The following is a 17,345-nucleotide window of genomic DNA, read 5'->3' on the forward strand; positions in this document are numbered from 1 at the left end:
TTTTAGTTTGGAACCAGTGTTAAATCTCTCAAAATCATCAAGCCCTGGTGCCAATTTATTGCTTCTTCATTTATTTTTTTAGGTTTTATGGTCAGCTGATACCTACCTGGTTTTAATTGCATTTCACCCAAAACAAAAGTTTTATAATTAACCGATAATGGCGAATTTTTGGCTCTAGGTTTTTTTCCGATATTCTGAACTGCATGCTCATATGTCTGCCCAGCCAAGGTCAATTCAAAAGAACCTCCATCTACCAAGCTGGCATAGGTTATTTCCACATTGTATGTACCGTTTTCCTTTACCAGCAAGTCCCATTCTGCCCAATCCGATTCTTCCGTCCAACCCTTAAGGTTTTCGCGTTGGGCTCCTGCTCCTGTTCCATAATAAAAATGAAGTTTCTCGCCATGTATTTTGGCAAATCCAGCAGGTAAAAAGTAGCTTCCTTCGGGAATTTCTCTCATGGATTCCTTTTTCGCTATTTCCTTTTTTAAGGCCTTGGCAGAATTGTCCACTACTGGAATACCCGCCAATTTCATTTTAATGACATTGGCTATTTCATAAGGTGGTACGGAAGGTAAATTCACGATCACATCATCTCCAGCCCTTCTCATCTCTAACGGATTACCTTTTTTATCTGCCAGAAAAGTTGCAGATTTTACCTTTGTTTTAAGTCCGGGAATAAGCAGTTCTCCATTCTTTGGCCAATCGAAAACCTGATAATACAAGGTAGTTCCTTTTCGGGTGCACGTCCCCCATTCCAATAAATAATGAGGGCCTTTCTCGGTACCATAAATAGACTCCCCGTTTGCTTTTAGCCATGCTCCCACATGCCCCAGTTTCTCAATACTAGATTCCAGGAATTTTCCTTCGGGTGTTGGTCCGAGATTCATTAAAAAATTTCCTCCGCGCGAAGAGGCATAGCATAAGTTATATAGTGCCCATTCTGCAGATTGCGATTTGTTGGTACCGTTGTAAAACCAACTACCATCAAATTTCGCACAACTTTCCCAGGGTTCGTCCTGGTCTCCAACGTAGGGCGAAAAGTTTTCAGGGGAATGGTGGTCTCCATCGCCCCTTCGGCGCTGTCCTATACGGTTAGCCAAAATAGTATTGGGCTGTAATTCCCGAATTTTATCCCTAAATTCAATAGCTCGTTCCCGTGTCCAGCTTTCCACCCACTCTCCATCAAACCACACACAAACCATCGGGCCATAATTTGTCAGTAATTCCTCTATTTGATTGAGCATATACTGTTGATAGGTGGCATAATTACCGGTGCCCAACCCCTTGCTATAGCCTGGGTGATGAATATCCCAAACCGAATAATAAATACCGAATAGCATATTATGCCTGGCACAAGCATCCGACAACTCCTTTATGGGGTCACGCCCAAAGGGGGTTGCGTCTATAATATCATAGGAAGTGTATTTAGAATCGTACATGCAAAAACCAGCATGGTGCTTTGTTGTTATCACGATATATTTAAAACCCAAGCGTTTCGCGGTTAGCACCCATTTTTCCGCGTCAAATGATTCAGGATTAAAAGCATTTAAGGTATCCGTTGAAATGACATATTCACCTCCTGCACGTTGAGGTCCCCAATGCAGGAATAAGCCATATTTTGCATCCACCCACGGCTGCATTCGTTGCTTTTTTTCTTTTTCGGTTTCTCCGGGGAAACCTACCACTGGAAGATCGCCCACCTGAAAACGGGCAAACCATGGCAAGGATGACTTTAATAGAGCCGACTTTTCCATCGGATCTGCAATATTTATGGAATCATTTACCATATTACCTACCTGAGCATTTGTAATTCTAACGAAAAAAAACAAACCTATTAAAACAGAGATCTTTTTCATTTCTTATTCTTCGTTCTTTTTTCTTCCAGCACCTTTTTATGAATCCATCCTAACTCAGGATAGTCACCAATTTCTCCTCTGTAGCTTTGCAAAATAGCGTCTAACTCTTTTTCTACCTCAGGGTACTGCCCATAAACATTCACTGTTTGGTAGGGATCTTCCTTAATGTTATACAACTGTTTGGGTGGGGCATCCGCTTTTATCTTATAATTTTCGATGTCGCTATTGATTTGTTGGGTTAGTTTGGTAGCTGCCGCACCCCCTAAGGCGTGTGAACCAATATTCGTTCCTTGAAACCCGCCTTCGCCCTGAGCAGCGATATAAACCCAGTCGCCTTTACGTACCGTTAAATGACTGGGACAGTTGGGTGAAACAATAAGGACATCACGTAAGGGTTCTTTTGCCTCTCCCAGCAATTCTGGTAATTGATTAATCCCATCAGGGCATTCTTCTTTCGTTAAGGATTGGTGCGTTATTTCTGCGAAAGTGGCCATAAGGTCCACTTGACTAATCATATGATCAGAAGTAGTATTGGGCTTAATATTACCGGGCCATTTGACAATAAAGGGCACTCGGTGTCCGCCTTCCCAGGCGCCAAATTTAAAACCTAGCAAATCGCCATTGAGTTTATGGCCCGCTTTCCACGCATCTTGTCCGCCTAAATTGAGCATTCCCCCATTATCACTGGTAAAGATAACCAAGGTGTTCTCCGCTTCGCCCATTTCTTCAAGTGCGCCGGTCACTTCACCGACAATCCAATCCAGCTCGTGAATAAAATCGCCATAACGACCACACTCGCTCGTCCCTTGAAACTGAGGAGCTGGTGTAAAAGGGTGGTGAATATTGGTAGTGGCTAAATAAAGGAAGAAAGGCTTATCTTTATCACTCTCGTGCATTTTTTTCATCCACGCAATGGCTTTGTCTTTCAGTGTAGTGCCCACCTTTTCATCTTCGTACAGCTTATGAGCAGCCTCCGCTCCACCGATGGCAGTATAGCCACCTTTCTCAGGCCATTTCTGCGTCACAGATTTTTTTCCACGTACAAAAGGATCAGCCGGATCGTAGCCGTCCACCCAATGATTTTCTACATAAACGAAAGGAGGTCCACTATTCACCATAGGGATGTAATAGGCATAGTCAAACCCCAGTTCAAGAGGTCCTGGCTTTAGTGCTTTATTATAATCAGGCTTGTCAACGCCCAAACCTAAATGCCATTTCCCCACGCAAGCGGTAGAATAACCAGCATCTTTCAAAAGACTGGCTACAGTAATACGTGATGTGTCGATCGTTAAGGCATCATCAAGTCCCCCAACAGCTCCCCAATAGTTACGTCGTAAAGGGTAACGTCCTGTAATGATACCATAGCGCGAAGGCGAGCAAACAGCTGCTGCAGCATGCGCATCAGAGAATGATAAGCCTTCGGATGCCAGCCGATCGATATTTGGCGTTTGCACCTTGGTTGCGCCATAACAGCTCAGGTCGCCATAGCCTAGGTCATCGGCATAGATTAAGACGATGTTGGGTAAAGATGATTCATTAGTTGTGGAACAACTGATGAAAAAAAATACAACCTGAAAAGTTACAAGTACTGTTAATAATTTGATTTTGCGCATTGTTTTAAATTTTTGTAATATTCCAAAATTACAAATAGCTGGAACGATAGAGTAAGATGTATGTTGCATCTTGACTAACAAATGTTGCATATGAAGCGTCATTAGCCCTTTTCCTTTCGTAATGCTCATAATTTCTTTAATTTTTAGATAGTGCTACCGGATTTTCGACATAAGCCGCTGGACGGTTATTGTTTTTAATGTCTTTCTTAAATTCTTTAATATGAGAAAGCAGGTCTTCGGCAATTACTTGATTTCCCTCCAACACATTTTTTGATTCTGAAATATCATCTTCTAAATTGTACAGGGCGACTGGTGTGTTTCCACTTACATGCAGCTTCCACTCACCTGAACGCACTGCTTTTAAATTTCCGTGTTGATGGTAGAAAAAGGCCTTGTGTGGACTGCTCTCCTTATTTACCAGCACCGGCCAAATATCTTTACCATCAATTACCCGGTCGTTTGGTATTTCTGCCCCAGCTAATGAGGCAAAAGTTGGTAAAAGATCCATGGCGGTAAGTATTTCGTCATTTACCTGTCCTGCCGGAATTTTTCCGGGCCAGCGAATTACTGCCGGCTCGCGCAAACCGCCTTCATAAAAGCTTCCTTTTCTACCTCTCAAAGGTTTGGCACTTCCCGCCATTGGCCCATTGTCTGATGTGAAAACCACCAGGGTATTTTCATCAATTCCAGCTCGTTTTAATGCTTCCAGCACTTGTCCTACGGACCAGTCAATTTCGTTAATCGCGTATTTGTACAGTTTATCGCGGGCAGCATAATCAATGTAGCCATCTTCTTTTTCCAGGCGGGCTTTAATTGAATCGGGCGCATCTTTTCTAAATTCGGGCGACACATAGATGGGTCGGTGAGGATCAGGATGCGGAATATAAAGGAAAAATGGCTCATCCTTATTTTCCTCGATAAAACGAATCGCACGCTCTGTAAACTTCTGGGTAAGATAGTCGCAATCGGGATTTTCCTCAATCACTGTTTCTCCTTCCATTAGTGGCAGAGGCGAAAAGTTATGCTTCTTATTATTGCCATGAAACGGGCTAATGTCGTAACTGTACGGAAGTCCGAAAAACTCATCAAATCCCTGGCGAGTGGGCAAAAACTCAGGCTGATCGCCCAAGTGCCACTTCCCAAACATTCCGGTTTTATAGCCTGCCGATTTTAATACTTCAGCAATGGTAATTTCATTGGGGTTAAGCCCTTTTGAATCAGCATCGAGCAAAACCCGTTCGCCCATGTTTACACGCGTTGGGTAAGAGCCAGTCATTAAGGCTGCACGCGATGGTGTACAAAGCGGAGCCCCCACATAAAAGCTAGTCAGTTTAATCCCTTCTTCCGCCATCTTGTCGATGTTGGGCGAGTGAATAGTTGGCGAGCCAAAACATCCCAAATCCTGGTAACCCTGATCGTCGGTGAAAATGATAACGAAATTTGGCTTGCGTAATTCTTCATCAGTTGAGCAACTTATAGCCCAAAAGACAATGAATACCGCTGTGAATATTTGTAATAACTTACTCTTGTTCATCTATTCAAGTTCTATTTGTTCAAATTAAAAATGGTCTCGGCAAATTTTTCACCCAAGTCAATATATCCTTGGCTATCGTAGTGCCAGGGATCGGAGTATTTATAAAATTTGGTGGTTCTAACAATTGCCGCATTCTTTTCTGTTTTAGCATATTTTTCCTGCGCATATTGTACCAGCTCTCCATAGTCCCAAACTTTTCCATCCTCATCATTTCCCGAATCCGATATTTTGCCAAGCACAATGGGTAAATCATGATTTCGAAAGGAAGCTCTCATTAAATCCATTAATCTTTTCAGATTAGCATAATACCGCGAAGCTACTTTTTCATCATTGCCATCGCTCTCACCTTGCATCCAAATTATGCCCGAGGGAATGAGATAATCGTCTTTTCCATCGCCATTTATATCGCGCGTTTCGAATGCATTGTTTATTGTTTTTAAAAAGTTCTCGTAATGATTTGCGCCTTGCTTTCCACTATAATCGGGCTCCCAGTATCCCGGCTTTCGGTTTGCCATTGTATCGATTGATGTACCTCCGCAAGCATATTTTATGAGTGCAATTTTTTCGTTCGGATACAGCTCCTGCAACTTCCGGGCAAAGGATAGCTCTACTCCAAATTTATTGGAATAAACATTTGTATTGCCATCTGATTTAAATCCGGCACCGTGACCCGATTTTAAGTTCTCCCATTTACCCGCTCCCCCGCTATCTTTCTTTTGGGTTGTTGTATTCCCATGAAAAATCCATACGTTTGAAAAGGTTTTATCTAAAGAATCGGGCAATTCTTTGTTAAGTCCTCTGCCTACCATATTCGACTGACCTCCCAGAAAAAACACTTTTATTGAATCGGTGGTTTCTTCTTGACTGTAGCCTAAAAACGGAATAATTATTAATCCTAAAAGTAATATACCTTTCACTTGTCTTGATTTTTATTGAACCCACTCCGGGGTTCTTTTTCTAACCTTTTTACTACCGTAGGTTTGCACCTACGCCTATTTTTATTTTACTCTATTAGGGTCATTTACTTTTTTAGCACGATAGATTTAACCTTATCATCTTCATGTATTCATCCTAAAGATTGACTCGTAAATACCGTCACCAATCGTTTATTTAATTGTCTTTCCAATTCATAGATTCGCCTTTTTTCAACGAAATCACTTTACTCAATGCACCGTTAGAGTAGATTCTGAATTTCCCACTGGTTGTGGCTCTTATTGTTGCCAGTTTCAATTTTTCATTTTCCCATTCAATATCTACCTCGAAACCGCCACGAGCACGCAATCCTTTAATGCTTCCGTTTGGCCAGGCTGATGGAAGTGCCGGCAGAAGATTAATCTTACCATCATGGCTTTGCATTAACATCTCGGTAATCCCCGAAACCACTCCAAAGTTTCCATCAATCTGAAATGGTGGATGTACATCCAACAGGTTTGGCAAGGTTGATTTTTGTTGCAAGGCGATAATGTTTTCATGTGCTTTCTCTGCTTCTAACAAGCGAGCCCAGAAATTAATAATCCACGCACGGCTCCATCCCGTATGACCACCTCCATTGGCTAAACGATATTCAATGGTTTTTTTGGCGGCATCGAATAATTCAGGCGTTCTTTCCTTCGAAATCTGATTTGATGGATGCAGCGCATACAAATGTGAAATGTGTCGGTGTCCGGGATAAGGTTCTTCAAATTCTTCCATCCATTCCATTAAACGGCCATCGCTTCCAATCTGGAGCGGCGGTATCTTTGTTACTTGACTTTTTAGGGTATCAATAAATGCATCTTCAATTCCTAATATTTCAGCTGATTTGATACAATTACGGTACAATTCAAGAATGATCGCCCTGTCCATGGTACAGCCATAAGATACGGTTGCCACCTCCCCTTCAGCTGTCATAAAATTGTTTTCGGGAGATACGGATGGGGAAGTTACTAACATACCTGTTTTCGGATGGGGAATCATAAAATCAACAAAAAACTGTGCCGCTTCTTTCATAATGGGGTAGGCATGCTCCGACAGGTATTCTTTGTCTTCGGTATACTCGTAATGCGTATAAAGATGTTGACAACACCAGGCTGCCCCCATTGGCCACATTCCATAGCGGGCCCTTCCAAAAGCTGCCGTTGCAAGCCAGGCGTCACTTGTGTGATGGGCCACAAATCCACCACATCCATAGGTTTCACGTGCTGTAATTCGTCCCATTTCTCTTAAACTTCCTATGAATTTTAAAAATGGTTCATGACATTCGGCAAGGTTGGTCATTTCGGCCATCCAGTAGTTCATCTGAATATTGATATTAATGTGATAATCAGAATTCCAGGGTGGTTTAAAACCATTCACCCATATCCCCTGCAAATTGGCAGGCATTGTTCCCGGTCGTGAACTGCTGATTAACAGATACCTTCCGAACTGATATTGCACCTGGGTCAGGTAATTATCCACAGCACCATCTTTAACCTTTTGAAGTCGTTTATCTGTTGGTAAGTCTTCACCATCACCATCTGAAATGGTAAAATTCAATCGCTTAAACAATGAGCGATAATCGGTTACATGTTCCGAAAGCAATTCCTTGTAATCATCTGCCAAGGCATTTTTTAAATTATCCGCACAAATCTGTTTAGGGTTACCACCACGATAATCGCTTGCCCCTACAATTCTTATCACCAATTCATTGGCGTCAGAAACCACTATTTTTCCATTCTTAGCCTCTGTTTTTCCACCTTTGGTTTCGAAATGAATAGTTGAATTAAACTTCACCCCCATCCCGTTACCAACATGCTCCGAGAAATGGATACTGTTGTTAGTCAACTCGATATTGGTGTTTTTATTACGCTTTATTGAAGCTGACAAGCTTATTGCTCCTTTTTTATCGGCAGAATATTTAATAACCATTGCCTTACCCGGAAAGCTAGAGAAACACTCCCTGGTATAGCTGATGCCATCTTTCTCAAATTGGGTGGTTTGTACCGCAGTGTTCAAATCCAGTTCCCGTCGGAAGTTGGCTACACTATCAAATCCTTGACGTTCAACAAAAAGATCGGCCAACATCTGGTTGGTCATGGTTCCTGTAGGAAAACGTTTTGCCAATAGGTTTGTGGTAAGAAACTCTTCCGCTTCTACATATTTACCATCGAAAACCATCTGCTGAATCTTTTTAATCACTTCGGGCCCTGCTTTTTTGTTGTCGCGATCGTATCTTTTCTCGCCTGTCCAAATGGTTTCTTCATTTAAGCAGATAACTTCTTTTGCAGATGTACCGTAAACCATGGCCCCCAGGCTTCCATTTCCTATAGGCAATCCTTCGTTCCATTTTTTTGTGGATTGTTCGAACCAGATTTTTAAGGGCTGCTCCTTAACTGTTTTATCGGTTGTTGAACACGCCACAAACAATATTATGATAAGCAATAAGGCTGTTTTGTTAATCGTTGACTTCATGATTATATTTTATTAGCTCGCAATTGTATACTCTTTGCTTTTATTAATTGTCTTTCCAAACCATCGACTCTCCTTTTTTCAAGGTTAAAACCCGACTTAAAGAATCATTGGAATAAATTCTGAACTCTCCTCCATTCTCAGCGTGAATGGTTGCAGTTTTTAATATTCCATTTTCCCATTCCATATCCACATCAAAGCCTCCTCGTGCCCTAAGTCCGGCAACCTTACCAGCAGGCCAGGCTGAAGGTAAAGCCGGCAGTAAATGAAGAATGTATGGTGCTTCTGCAATCTTTTCTCCAGGGACAACAGGTACATAATGATTTTCTTTCTTTTTATCCTTCTGATAAGCTACAAATGCAGCCTTATCAATTGATTTGGCCTTGGCATCTATACTTCTTAAGTGGCTTTGCAACAACATTTCACAAACACCTGCTGTTCCTCCAAAATTTCCGTCTATTTGAAAAGGAGGATGAAAATCAAAAAGATTTGCATATGCCCGTTTGGAGGTTAGATACTCGTAAAACTGATGTGCTTTGTCGCCATTGTGAAGCCGAGCCCAAAAGCAGGTTTTCCATGCTGTACTCCACCCGGTGGAAATATCGCCACGATGTTTCATCGTAACTAATGCAGCATCTGCAATCTCTTTCGTTGTCAGGGGCGAAAAATCGCGTCCGGGATGCAAGGCAATCAAATGTGAAATATGGCGGTGATGATCATCGGGTCTGTCCCAGTCTTCGGGCCATTCCTGTAATTGTCCGTACTGTCCTATTTTTTGTGGGCACAAGCGAGGGATGTATTCCTGTAAAGTTTCCCGGAACGCCTTGTCACGGTTTAATATGGTGGATGCTTCGATACAATCGGTGAAGAGGTTCAATACGAGCTGCTGATCCCAGGAAGCCCCGTAGGTCTGCTTGTTCAGTTTGCCATACTGCGTTACCAGATAAGCGTTTTCCGGCGACCAGGTAGGATAGACTACCAGTGTTCCATCCTTCCATGGAGCAAGAAACCCGACAAAAAATTCTGCCGCACCTTTCAGAATGGGATAGATATCTTCGAGGTACGCACTATCCTGGTTAAAGGCATAATGATCGAACAGGTTCCTGGTGAGCCAGTGTGCGGCCTGTTGGCTTCGGCGGCCATGCACATTCTGGGCCGTAAAACCAAACACATTTCCATTGAGTCCCATGCTCCAACCTTTTTTCACACCAAAAGCTTCACGAGCAGTATGTTCGCCCGATTGCGCCAGTATTTTCACCCAATCCACATAGGGTGAAAATGAACCCGGGAGATTGGCTGTTTCCACCATCCAGTAATTCATTTCTACATTAATATCGGTATGATAGTCGCAATTCCATGCGGGTTTTAGGTGCCCATTCCAAAGTCCCTGCAAGTTAGAGGGAACAGGAGCGCTGCGCGAACAGCTCAATTGCAAATATCGGGAATAGTTAAAATAGAGGTTTTCCAGTTCCAGACTTGGCCCTTTATTCACCAACTTATCTGTCGTTAAACGGGAAGGTCGATAATCCAGCTCCAGCTGGCAACGGTCCATGAGCGAAGAGACATCCCGGACGTGTGATTTTTTCAGTTTTTCATAGCCCAGTTTAAGGGCTTCATCCATCGTATTTTTACTATCTTCCACATAATTGCGTCCTTTAAAAGATGGATAAACAGGTAGATAATCTGAATAACCTGTAAGATAAATCTTAACGTCCGTTGCGCCTATTACATCCATGGAGCCATCCTCTTGGGGCATTAACTTGCCCTTTCCGGCATCGATATAAACCAATTGCTGAAATGCAATATTATCCTGCTCCATAGATACCTCCCCATTTAACACTATAGTATTCCCATCGGCTTTTATGCTCCTAACTTTATGTAAGGTACTTACAGTTATTTTTAGATTCATTTTTTCGTTTAGTGCGGTATACCTCGCAACCACTGCATCGTTTGGATAGCTGCAGAAGTATTCTCTTACAAAACTTGCATCACCAATACTGTAGCTAACTATACCGACACCTTTGTGGGCATCCAAAGTGCGGCTGTAATTTACGATAGCTTCTGCACTATGCCCTGTTGAAATATATAAATCGGTGAATGGGGCATAATTTCCTAGAGGTTGGGTGCTGCTTACGTATTTGGTCGACCTGGCCTCCATGCTGTTTTCACCTGTGCCATAGTTACCTTGTTGGTAGGCCTCCCTTACTTTATCAAAATTCTTGTAGCCCCGTGGTCTGACACCCGATTGCGCCACTTCATCTAAGCCGCGTTTGCTGTTCATCCATAAAGTAATATCATTCATCATCAGGTGTTCCTGTTCAATTCCCCCGGAAAACATAGCGCCTATACGTCCGTTACCCAGCGGCAAGGCTTCCTGCATGTATCCTAGTTTATTGGGATTCCCCCTCTGCTCTGCTGTAAATTGGCTTGCAGGCTTATCGTAGCGCAACACAAATTGTGCGTTTGCCTGTTCAGCTATAAAAGTTATCAGAAATATCCACAAAATAGGTTTCATGTATTTATCTTTTAGTTTGTTACAAGTATAATATTCCTTATAGTCATCAAGCTTTGGTGCAGTTTTATTGCTTTCGGCTTCTATCCGATATTCCAAACTGTGTGTTCCATTGAATGCCCGGCAACCATCAATTTAAAAGTACCACCATCCACTGCACTGGCATAGGGTATTTCCAAGTTATAAGTCCCGTTACCTTCTATCAATAAGCTCCACTCTGCCCAATCTGACTCTTCCGTCTATCCCTTTAGGTTTAACGTTGGACTCTTGCATGTTGCGTTCCTCAATGAAGGTGTAAGCCATATCTTGCATCTAGCCAAGACCGCATTCTTTGCTTTTTTTTTCGGTTTCTCCCGGGGAAACCCTATCACTGCAGGCACACCCACCGCAAAACGGGCAAACCATGACAGGGATGATTTTAATTGGACTGCTTTTCCCATCGGATCACCCCTGTATAAAATTTCATTTACATTTTTTTTCCTTCTCGTCAATCCCACAGAATGGTGCGGATAACCATATTATTTCAATTCGAGTTTTTCGGTATCTGAATAGCTTATCCCTCTTATTTTCTCAAAGTTTTCAATCAATTCTTTCAACTTATCAGGACTTTTTTCAGCAAGATTAGTTTGCTGACCTAAATCTTCCTTCAAATTATACAGCTGAAATTTGTTTGAGTTGCCAAGTTCAATGTTTACATTTTTGCTTACCGCAGGACCCTTATATGGAGGAATCAATACCCAGCTTCCTTTTCGAAATGCAGTCCGGGAGCCTGCTTCCAGTATCAATTCATCACGACCTTTTTTAGTTCTGCCCATCAATACATCCAACAAATTCTCACTGTCAGGACCTTGCAGGTCACTTTCTACTAATGCCGCCAGAGAAGACAACAAATCCACCTGCGATATCATCGCATCCGATACCATGGGTTGAATCTTTCCTTTCCAATAGGTAATGAAGGGCACCCTCGTTCCCGCCTCAAACAGGCTGTACTTTCCTCCTCTCAAAGGTCCCCAAGGAGTATGATCTCCCAGTTTCTCAACAGCACCATCGTAATAACCATCGTTCAACACAGGTCCGTTATCACTGGATAAAATGATCAGTGTATTATCTAAAAGACCCTCATTTTCTAGGGTTTTCATCAATTCACCGATACACCAGTCTGCTTCTGCGATCACATCCCCTCTGGGTCCCATGCCCGTTTTTCCTATAAACCGCTCATGAGGTGTTCTGGGTACATGAGGCTGTTGCAAGGTGTAAAAAAGAAAGAATGGTTCATCTTTGTGTTGCAGTATGTATTTTTGTGACCTGATCAGGAATGTATCGGCCATGTTCCCATCAACCCATTTCGCGGATTCTCCGCCTTTCATGTATCCAATTCTGGGAATTCCATTTACGATAGAATTGTTATGCCCATGATGCCACTTCAATTTCAGCATCTCCGGATTTTCTTTCCCGGTGGGCTCCCCCTCGAAATTGTTTTTATAATCGACTTCTATGGGATCATTAGGATCTAACCCTGAAACATAACCGTCCTCAATATAGACTGTAGGAACCCGATCTTGCGTGGCTGCCATGATGTATGAATAGTCAAATCCTACCTCATTCGGACCGGGAGAAATTCGCCTATTCCAGTTTACATTTCCATCGCCAAGGCCTAAGTGCCATTTCCCAACAATACCGGTATGATAACCTTTTTTCTTTAGCATTTTTGGGATGGTTAGCTGATCCGTGCCGATCAACAATGGTGCTGTTCCGGAAAGTATCCTGGCATTCTTATTCCGCCATGGATAGGTTCCGGTAAGTATTGCATAACGACTTGGGGTGCAGGTTGCCGAAGAGGCATAGCCCTGGGTAAACCTTACTCCACCTTCGGCAAGACGATCAATATTTGGCGTTGAAAGTGTCCCCGATCCATAGGCACTTACATCACCATAGCCTAAATCATCGGCATAAATAATGATGATATTTGGTTTTTCCTTTGCTTCTTCTTTTGAAACCGTGCAGGCTGATAAAAGAATAGAAACAATCAAGATAATTCCAATAGTGGTAATTTTATTGTGAAACATCGAACATATATAATGATTGATTTACAAAAGTTTTTTTAAAGTAATTCTTCAATATGTTTTACTACCTGTTTTGCCAGGGCTTCACTACCCGCTTTTTTAAAATGCACATTAGAAGGCAACTGTAGTTCTTCCATTCTGGGCAAAACAAAATCGTGAAGATTATTGATCCTGATATCGTATTTCTTCATGATCTTTAAAGCCACTTTGTTATATTTTTTAGGTTGATCTGCTCTTCTTAACGGGCCTTTGGGTTTATCAGGAAATGGCGTAGTGGTTGCAAAAACTAAGGTTGCTCCTGTAACATTAAGCTTCTCAACAATCTCCTTTAGGTTCTTTTTGTACGTTTTTAGGCCCGCCTGTTGCGGATCATCAGGATTTGTACTGTTTTTCCCTGTTTTTTCATCTACGTGTTTTAGGTCATGCAAACCAAAATTAAAATGGATAATGTCCCATTTGTTGGCGCTCAACCATTCCTCCATCATTTCTTTACCCTTGGTTGTACCCTCACAATTCTCGGCTTTACCATTGGGGTATAATGGTCGGTACACATTCGCCTTACCTTTCAGCATATCCCGAACAAACGGCGTATAGCCAATTGAAATGGAATCGCCCAGGATTAAAACATTGGGAAGTTTTTCGTTATTTTCTGCGAGAAGCGCACTGGGAACAAAGCTCGCAACAGCTCCAACTATTGTAGTTTTTAAAAAATTTCTTCTATTTATCATCACTAGATTTCATTTATTGATAAAATGTTCTTACACCTTAAATTGTAAAACTCTTTAATCTTTTTTATGCCCCTTAAAACCCAACGAGGCATCCAGCACTTCACCCTTGCGTGTAGGTGCATGGGCTTCTTTTGTAAAATTTATCATTTTCTCGAGGATTTCAGGAAATTGATCTGCCACATCATGGAGTTCTTCCATATCTGTATTCAAATCATACAGTTCAAATGCCGCTTTCTTGTTTGGTCTGATTGCTTTCCAGTTACCCATTCGAACGGCACAGCTTCTGGGGTCTTCCCAATATAAATATTCATGTTGCGCATTTTTGCGTTTCACAAGCGCTTCGCCAAGTAGGGTTGGCAAGATGGAAATGCCATCTGTGGTTGAGGGTATTTCCACTCCGGCCAGTTCAGCCATTGTTGGCATAATATCAGGAAAGTAACCCAGATGGTTAGAAACTGTACCTTGCGTTATTTGCTCAGGCCATCTTACCATAAAGGGTATCCTAAGACCTCCTTCATAAAAATTACCTTTACCGCCCCGGAAGCGTTTGCCTGTCTTTGGGTTCAGATTTGGCGCTAAGAATCCGTGCGGATACTTACTGTTCTTAAAATAAGGTTGTCCACCATTATCACCGCAAACAAACACTATTGTTTTATCATCGATATCAAGCTCCTTTAATAAAGCCATGATCTCGCCGATCTGTCTATCCACCATTTCCACCATGGCAGCGTACATTTGTGCATCGTATTCGCCTTTTTGGTTAGAAGCATCCCATTCCTTGTCCTTATATTTTTGCCATGCAGGATCATCTTCAGGCATGGCCCAGTATCCGTGGGGCGGAGTCCAGGGTAGATATGCAAAGAATGGTTGATCTTTATTTGTTCGAATAAATTCCAATCCTTTAGCATGTATTAATTCATGTGAAAATGTCTCGCCGGTCAAAAAGTCACCCGTATTCCCTTTCAGTGGCACTTTCTTACTGTTATGGATCAGGTATCTGGGATAATAGGTATGCGCGTGTACCTGATGATAGTATCCGAAAAATGTATCAAATCCATGTTTCTCCGGAACACCTGTTGTACCAACGTCTCCTAAGCCCCATTTTCCGAATCCGCCTGTCACGTATCCTGCTTCTTTAAGAATGCTTGCGATGGTGATATCGTCAGCGCAAAGAGCCATTCCTCCACCATTAGACCTAACTGTGGTATGTCCCGTATGCTGACCGGTCATCAGAGAACTTCGCGTTGGGGCACAAACATTCCCACCTGCAAGGAACTGAGTGAATCGCATACCTTCGGAAGCTACCTTATCTATATTGGGCGTCTTCAATATTGGGTGTCCCATGCCTGACGATTCAAAATAGCCCCATTCATCCATCATGATATAAATGATGTTTGGCTTATCCGCTGCAATGGTTTTGGTTGTGCAATTAGTCATCATGCCTATAAATGCCACTGCAACCATAGCCATCAATATATTCCTTCGTTTCATCGTAGATCGTTTATAACATTAAAACTCTTTTCTCTTTAATAATGAATATCAAAAACTTCAAAAAACTATTGCAAGGCGGAAATTATATATTCTCTATTCTCATTCGATTTTCTGAGTTCCCCTCGCCATAAACCATTTTCAAGCTTTGAAAATTTAAAATATTCTGATGATGGTTTTTTATTATCGGACCAAAGCAAGATTGGACCGTCTTCTACCATTTTTATTTTGATGGTCTTTTTATCAATTTCGAGCAATTCAAAGGCAGCTGCCGATAAATATTTATCAGGCCTTCCAATAAGGGACCATCCGTATTGAATGGGACTTAATTGAAAAAGGCGTTCTTTTCTTGAGCCTAATTTGAATTGATATTCACCCTTTAGGATACTTGCTGACCCCCTATAATGATCGTATAATAAAATGCCCTCTTCGGGAATGTTCCAAAGTCCTTGGTAAGGTTGTATCATACCACCTGCAAAAGGATAATCTTTTAACGAGACGAAGGCGTTTGCCTCCTGATCATCCTGATTTAAGTTAACAGCCATTATAGCGGCACAATTATTTTTAAGTGGGGTTATCACCCTGAATGCTTTACCTTCATAGTATGGATCTTGCATAAGACTTTCAGGCAATGGTACTCCCGGGGCCAAAGTGCCCAAAATGTGACCGTCAGCATAGGTTAATGGCCTTAACACAGTGTCATCAATTTTTTGTGGCTCATCCGATAAATATATGGGGCCACCGGACATGGCGCGGGCCACGGCCATTAGACGAGCTGTCTCCTCATAATTGGCAAAAAACATATCCTGATCGAGCCAATGTGTATGTCCTAACCAAAAAGCATTGGCAAAGTTTTGTACCAGCGTAAGATCCAGGCGATCCTTGGTTGTTTTATAATCAACACTACCCCGGATTAAAGCACTGTAGGTATGATTGAATACATTGAAGTTTTGCTGCGCAATACAATTTAACAAGAAAAGATCTTTCTGCTTACAATTTTCCTCCAATGCCTTGTTGTTATAATGAACCCCCAAAATCGCATTTTCCGAACCTGTATTGTAACGAAAGTTATCGGACTGAAAATCGACTTTGATCATATCAAATCCATTCTTCTTAGTATCGGCAGTCATTTCATTGTAAAACGCATTAGAGGCTTCATATGAAATTTGAGGCATGTAACGGGGCTGCTCTGATTTTTCAGAACGCAATACCAGATGTTCTTGCAGATGAGACATGGTGTGGTCTGGAGATATACCGCCCCAATATCCATTGAAATTGCGCCATATCCCCATCCATTTTATTTTCTCTCCTTTTTGATTAACAATTGGTTCCCATCCATTGGGGAATTTCTTATGATCCACACCAAATGACATCAGTTGACTTTTCTTTGCATCTAAATAGCCATCGTCAATCAATACCCAGCGAAAAGGAATAGTACTGGACTTGATCCCTTTTATGGCATCCAAAATGATCTCTTCACTTATATTTTTCTTATAATGCTCCCAGGAACACCATCCCAGGTACTGATAGGATTCTGGATACAATTTATTCTCCCGCCAATTGATATTTTCTTTGATATCATCATTGAGCATGGCCTGGTCCCAGGCTAGTCTGGCGGCCTCATACGGATTTTCTGACTGGGCATAACTGATTAAGGGTGCAGAAGTATCTTCAGCTCTTGTACCGTATGTAGCCATAGTTAAATAAATGTTATTGTCGCGAATACTAAAAGTATTGCCGATATGGTTCGAAACGAGTGGCAACAGTACCAAATATTGACCGTCGTCTTTTTTGAGCATCATAAAAGCCCCCAGGTTCACGTGGTCGTCCATCCGTGGCTTTCTTTTTACAAAAGTGTCCAGTTGAGCGATATGCGCAAACCAAAGCGGTTCCACCCGGTTACCTGCAGCTAGTTTGGATGAAAAAGGACGGTAATAGATTCCCTTTTTAAATTTGGGCAATTCCAGTCTTATTTCTGCAATAATTCCATTGGAATCGGGTGTAAACGCTTGTTTTTCCAAACCAAACTGCCCGTTTGTACTTAAGTTGGAAAGTTCTATGGATTCAGGAATTGCCTTCATCAGATTTTTTTGCTTTTTAACCTGTGAATGGTTTGCACAAG

Annotated in this window: 10 protein-coding genes; all 10 read right to left on the minus strand. The window is 42.0% G+C overall.

From position 1 onward, the window contains the following. Positions 1–2 precede the first annotated feature (2 nt). Complete coding sequence (locus ACRD64_RS17070; RefSeq protein ID WP_430934668.1) at positions 3–1,859, minus strand: alpha-L-fucosidase; 1,857 nt, start codon at positions 1,857–1,859, stop codon at positions 3–5. Beyond that, positions 1,856–3,472 (minus strand): sulfatase family protein, encoded by a 1,617-nt coding sequence (locus tag ACRD64_RS17075; RefSeq protein WP_430934669.1) that lies wholly within the window; start codon positions 3,470–3,472, stop codon positions 1,856–1,858. Before ACRD64_RS17075 ends, ACRD64_RS17070 begins: the two co-directional genes overlap by 4 nt. Before the next feature lie 136 nt (positions 3,473–3,608). After that, on the minus strand, positions 3,609–5,006 hold the full coding sequence (locus ACRD64_RS17080; RefSeq protein ID WP_430934670.1) for a sulfatase family protein: 1,398 nt from the start codon (positions 5,004–5,006) through the stop codon (positions 3,609–3,611). Between the two features lie 11 nt (positions 5,007–5,017). Continuing rightward, positions 5,018–5,923 (minus strand): sialate O-acetylesterase, encoded by a 906-nt coding sequence (locus ACRD64_RS17085; RefSeq protein ID WP_430934671.1) that lies wholly within the window; start codon positions 5,921–5,923, stop codon positions 5,018–5,020. A gap of 193 nt (positions 5,924–6,116) precedes the next feature. Next, the gene (locus ACRD64_RS17090; protein ID WP_430934672.1) at positions 6,117–8,435 is read right to left on the minus strand and encodes a glycoside hydrolase family 95 protein; all 2,319 of its coding nucleotides are present in this window, start codon (positions 8,433–8,435) and stop codon (positions 6,117–6,119) included. A gap of 43 nt (positions 8,436–8,478) precedes the next feature. Then, on the minus strand, positions 8,479–10,947 hold the full coding sequence (locus ACRD64_RS17095) for a glycoside hydrolase family 95 protein (RefSeq protein WP_430934673.1): 2,469 nt from the start codon (positions 10,945–10,947) through the stop codon (positions 8,479–8,481). Between the two features lie 515 nt (positions 10,948–11,462). Next, positions 11,463–13,010, minus strand: a complete 1,548-nt coding sequence (locus ACRD64_RS17100; protein ID WP_430934674.1) for a sulfatase family protein — start codon at positions 13,008–13,010, stop codon at positions 11,463–11,465. Positions 13,011–13,045: 35 nt separating this feature from the next. Then, positions 13,046–13,735: a GDSL-type esterase/lipase family protein gene (locus ACRD64_RS17105; protein WP_430934675.1), complete on the minus strand. Its 690-nt coding sequence runs from the start codon at positions 13,733–13,735 to the stop codon at positions 13,046–13,048. 54 nt (positions 13,736–13,789) lie between these two features. Beyond that, positions 13,790–15,226 (minus strand): arylsulfatase, encoded by a 1,437-nt coding sequence (locus tag ACRD64_RS17110; RefSeq protein ID WP_430934676.1) that lies wholly within the window; start codon positions 15,224–15,226, stop codon positions 13,790–13,792. 65 nt (positions 15,227–15,291) lie between these two features. Further along, positions 15,292–17,304 (minus strand): Sip1-related alpha-galactosidase, encoded by a 2,013-nt coding sequence (locus ACRD64_RS17115; protein WP_430934677.1) that lies wholly within the window; start codon positions 17,302–17,304, stop codon positions 15,292–15,294. Positions 17,305–17,345 lie beyond the last annotated feature (41 nt).

It is taken from the genome of Saccharicrinis sp. 156 (assembly GCF_050589685.1).
GTDB lineage: Bacteria > Bacteroidota > Bacteroidia > Bacteroidales > Marinilabiliaceae > Saccharicrinis.